Raw genomic sequence first — 4,528 nt, 5'->3', positions numbered from 1 at the left:
AGTACTTATTGGTAAATGCCTTGTCACAAAGTGGTAAATTTCTTGTCACTAATTGGTACAAACAATGTCACTAGTGGTACATTTGGGTGGCTGTATTCATCGCGTGGATTTTTGAAAAAGATGATTATATTTGGATCAATGTGAAGTGTGAACTCGGTTTTCTGGACTTCTGGCGGCGGACTTACCCTTCGGTAGTACCAGCATTTCATCTTAATAAGGGCCATTGGAATTCAATAATTCTTGACGGTACCGTTCCAAAAGAAGAAATTTATGAAATGATAAGACAAAGCTATATGTTAACTAATATAAGTAAGCGTAAAGGTAGTAGCCATAGGTGAGGGTATTAATCCAGAAGGATTAATACCCTATTTTATTCAATTTAATATAGAGCAGCCCTTCTTCAATAAACGGGCGCATTTGCTAAGAAATGCGCTCTTTGTTTGGGTAGGTTTGTTGAAGAAGGAGTACCTAACTTTAATGCCGAAATACATAGCAAAATGAACAAATATAGCGGAGGACAAAATGGATAAAAATGAGTTATACGATTCTGCATTAGAAATGATTAAACGTTCTAAGGTTTCAACTAGAGTTGCTTCAGATACAGAAATTAACTTACTTAGAGATGAACTTGGCGAAAACCTACCAGACTGGCTAATAAAATTAATGTATCAAGTCCCTATATGTAGCAGCCAACTTGTTGTTCCCATTTCATTAGAAGACGAGGAATTTGAGTTATTAATCGATTTTCTGGACCCAAAAGAATTAATACAGGAAAACAAATCTGCAGTACCTGGATGTGCTGTTTTCAATCGAGGATACCTCTGTATTGGAGTAGAGAGTGGAATAGGTGACCCTTATGCAATAAATATAAATGAAGGAAATAATCCACCTGTTTATTTATTGGACCACGAGTACGGTGAAGATACTGAGATGATTATTAAGAATATGGGAGTTATCGTAGAGAGATTATCAGACCTGTTTTCAATAGCATTCATTAATGCTGATTAACTTTAATGATATGTCAGACTGAATTTAAACATTTGATTAAAGTCCATATTGAACGAACTGACATTTAGTTCAATAACGATATTCAGTAATCGGGCGCAAAAATGCAACAACTTGGACTGTTAGTATTAGCAGTCCATTTTTCTTGGCCATTAATTAACTATAGTGTCAGGTTGGTGGAAGTAGTTAATAAATTAAGCCAAAAATATTATAAAATAAAAGAGCGAAATAAATATTTAGTCAGAATGAGGATGTGTTGAGATGTATATTCGACTATTAACAGCATCTGATGCAGAGTTATATTGGAATTTAAGGTTACAGGCTTTGAAACAAAGCCCAGAATCATTCCTAATTACGTATGATGAAGAGTTGCAACAAGAAAACCCAATCAATAAATATGCCGAAACACTTCAAAATGAAAATCGATATACATATGGAGTATTTAAAGATTAAAAATCTTATAGGTGTAGGCACATTACAAGTAGAAACGTTTTTGAAAATTAAACATAAAGCAAATATCTTAGCTATGTACGTGTCACCGAAACATCGAGGATTAAGAATTGGAAAATCAATAATGCTTAACCTTATAGAAAAGGCTAAATCCCTTGGAATCGAACAGCTACAATTAACGGTTGTTTCAAATAACCAAACAGCCAAAAATATGAACTCTTCTTTAGGCTTTAGTAGGTATGGATTAGAAGAAAAAGCCTTAAAATTTAATGAACAATATTGGGACGAAGAACATATGGTTTTGTATTTATGATAATAACAATTTTGTAACTTAACCGATGGATTCATAATAAAACAGGACTAGAATTTCTAAATCAACAATCGAGCGCTATCCATTAACCAAGGATCAGCGCTTATTTTCATTTTGGGGCCATTTAATGGAGTAACATATTGAATACAAGGAGCTAACGAATGCAGAAGGAAGTGAATTAGATAAATCTAGCAGAATTACAGGATACCTTAAAAACTCAGTTAGCTAATGAAAAAGATATGATGTAAAAAATAGCATTCAGTTTCAGTTTGCACTCAAAAAATTTTCAAATTAATTGAACCATTTTCAAAGGATGCAAGAGTTGATAATCCGGCTGCCATTGCGGCAGCATTCTTTTGAGCTAACGGTTCAGTTTAGCACAAGAAGGAAATTGAGTAATTTTGTGGAATAAAGTTAGTAATATATGATGGTGAGTAATTTAATGGATAATTGAGATATGGAGTGACGGGATTGAAAAAGGTATTAGTAATGGGTGGTACTGAGTTTGTAGGAAGGGCAATTCTTAATGGTTTAATTTCAAAAGGGTATCAAGTAGATTTTTTAACAAGAGGAATTAAAGAAGTATCTACACTGGGCTACAAAAAACATTATATTTGTGATAGAAAAAATGAAAGTGAATTAAAAAGATACTTAAGTGGGAATATGTATGATTATATTTTTGATATTTCTGCTTATTCACGTAAGGATGTGGAAATCTTATTAAAATCAGTTAATTTATCCACAATCAAACGATACTGTTTTTTAAGTTCAGGTGCTGTATATACTCCAAATAGTAACTACCTATATGAAAATAATGAACGAGGTTCAAACCCTAATTGGGGGCAGTATGGATTGGACAAAAATGAAGCAGAAGATTATCTTTTTAATTTAAGTAAAAACAATGGTTTTCCAATGGTCATCTTCCGCCCGTCATATATTTATGGGGAAGGTAACAATCTTTATCGAGAGTCTTATTTCTTCCATAGAATCTTAAATAATAAATTGATACCTGTTCCGAACACAGGTAAAAAGACGCAGTTCATACACATTAAAGATGTAGTGGACATTATGTTAAATTCCATAACAAATGATAAAACGGTTGGGGAGGCATATAATTTAACGCATCCAAGGGAATTTGAATGGAAAGAGTTTGTTGAAACAATACAAAAAATTATTTCCAAACATACCACGATTTTAGGTGTAAGTCAGGAGGATATGGATAAGCTAAATGTAATCCCCAGGCAGTTTTTTCCTTTTAGAGATATTACTTATTTGATGAATATAAATAAACTAAAAGAACATAATCTTCCTCTACCACGTATTGACATAGAGAAAGGTTTACAAGCAAGTTTTGATTGGTTTTTACAGCAAAATATGATTGAGGAATTTGATTGTATGAAAGAGTTAGAAAGAGTAACAAATTATTGCTTACTGAAAAACGTCTGATTATAGATGTTTTTTATAAAAAGAAGAGATGTGATTTTCAGAGTGAAAATCGCATTTTAACATTCTACAGGAAAAATTGTGAAGTGTTTCACTTAAGCTATAGGGTGCGATAGTTCAACAAGCGATGATTGATTTTGGGACTAAAATCATATTTCGTTATTCCAGAAAAGGGCGCTTTAGTTTAATAAAAAATTATTATTTTACCATTTGAACAGTCTGGTTTCCAAAACCATGCTGTTTTTTATTTGGGGTAAAAAAGTCAACAGAGTTGTTTTATACAAGCTTATTGAAATGAATTAATCAATACATGCATTATTATACATTTAATATAATTTTACGCATCCAATGCATTTGTGCATTATCAATTCAGTTGTGAACAGTTTGTTACAGTGTTGTAATTATATTGAAAAAATAAAATATATTGTATTGAATACCAATTTTTTGCATCTATTATAATTTTTAGGAAGTTTCTGTTTTTTTATTATTTTGGCAATATAATAAAAAGGAGGCGTTTGATTAATGAAAAAGAAATTCATATCAGTAAAACTAGCATTATTTTGTTGTGTGTTATTCCTTTTTTACTTCCTGTGTCAACATCAGCTGCAACAGTTTCAGTAAACTCTTTTGATTTAGTAGATTCGAGCAAGCATTTAGATTACGATGGAAATTCTATTTACATGTCTTATGTGAGGACAGCAGCATCCACTTGGAATGCTTATAAAAGTGGAGTTATTAGACCCGACTCGCTTACTGTCGTTGAAGACGTATACTGTTCTGATTACAGTGAATCCTCTGGAATAGATGCTTATACTACAGGCGGTGGAGCAATCTGGTTTAATACCAGAAATTTGGGTAGTAAAGGCAGTGCTGAAAAATTAAATGTGGCAACACATGAGTTAGGTCACGCACTTGGCTTAGGGTACAATCAAACTACTGATGTCATGTATATGTATACGTCGACCAGAACAACTTTAAGTGCGAATGATAAAGCTTCTTATGATGCTGCTTCTATCCTATATTAACCATAGAATTGAGGGGTTTTTAGTGAACAAAAAATTACGTATCTTTTTATCGATATCTATGTTATTAAGTCTATCTTTCTTTTTTGTCGGTTGTTCGAATTTCTCAAAAAATATGAGTACTAGTGAATTAAAAAGCTTACCAGAAAACCACTTAGAAGGTACTTTTGGTATTGATATGTATAATCCTGAAGAAACTTGTATTTGTCAACTGAAAATTCCCCCATTTAGTCATTTAAAATTCCCCCACCTAAATTTTCCAAAAAGGCAGGGGATTATCAAATTATTTGTTAAAATG

6 protein-coding genes and 1 pseudogene are annotated in these 4,528 nt (G+C 32.3%); all 7 read left to right on the top strand.

Features of this window, described 5'->3' with window-relative positions; genetic code table 11:
* Positions 1–101: 101 nt before the first annotated feature.
* A pseudogene (locus tag HHO41_RS21760) lies at positions 102–338 on the top strand (MmcQ/YjbR family DNA-binding protein); the annotation flags it as partial.
* A 184-nt stretch (positions 339–522) separates the two neighbouring features.
* Positions 523–1,008 (top strand): SMI1/KNR4 family protein, encoded by a 486-nt coding sequence (locus HHO41_RS21755; RefSeq protein WP_169102640.1) that lies wholly within the window; start codon positions 523–525, stop codon positions 1,006–1,008.
* 258 nt (positions 1,009–1,266) lie between these two features.
* On the top strand, positions 1,267–1,458 hold the full coding sequence (locus HHO41_RS22515) for a hypothetical protein (RefSeq protein WP_248278574.1): 192 nt from the start codon (positions 1,267–1,269) through the stop codon (positions 1,456–1,458).
* Positions 1,421–1,768 carry a GNAT family N-acetyltransferase gene (locus HHO41_RS21750; RefSeq protein WP_248278573.1) on the top strand — a complete coding sequence of 116 codons (348 nt, stop codon included), beginning with the start codon at positions 1,421–1,423 and terminating at the stop codon, positions 1,766–1,768. The genes HHO41_RS22515 and HHO41_RS21750 overlap by 38 nt, the downstream gene beginning before the upstream one ends.
* A 468-nt stretch (positions 1,769–2,236) precedes the next feature.
* A complete protein-coding gene (locus HHO41_RS21745) occupies positions 2,237–3,211 on the top strand; it encodes an NAD-dependent epimerase/dehydratase family protein (RefSeq protein WP_169102638.1) in 975 nt (324 codons plus the stop codon).
* Positions 3,212–3,741: 530 nt separating this feature from the next.
* Positions 3,742–4,233: a matrixin family metalloprotease gene (locus HHO41_RS21740; RefSeq protein WP_481747110.1), complete on the top strand. Its 492-nt coding sequence runs from the start codon at positions 3,742–3,744 to the stop codon at positions 4,231–4,233.
* 22 nt (positions 4,234–4,255) lie between these two features.
* Positions 4,256–4,528: hypothetical protein (locus HHO41_RS21735; protein WP_169102634.1), on the top strand; the 273-nt coding region annotated here is incomplete at its 3' end.

This window comes from Bacillus sp. DNRA2 (assembly GCF_012843265.1).
Lineage (GTDB): Bacteria > Bacillota > Bacilli > Bacillales > Cytobacillaceae > Bacillus_BU.
The sequence above is the reverse complement of the archived record's forward strand: the minus strand, read 5'-3'. Positions and strand labels throughout refer to the sequence as shown.

What these genes read in the sequence shown, in the direction of transcription:
- HHO41_RS21755 (WP_169102640.1), top strand. Translation starts at nt 523, where the DNA reads ATGGATAAAAATGAGTTATACGATTCTGCATTAGAAATGATTAAACGT.
- HHO41_RS22515 (WP_248278574.1), top strand. Translation starts at nt 1,267, where the DNA reads ATGTATATTCGACTATTAACAGCATCTGATGCAGAGTTATATTGGAAT.
- HHO41_RS21750 (WP_248278573.1), top strand. Translation starts at nt 1,421, where the DNA reads ATGAAAATCGATATACATATGGAGTATTTAAAGATTAAAAATCTTATA.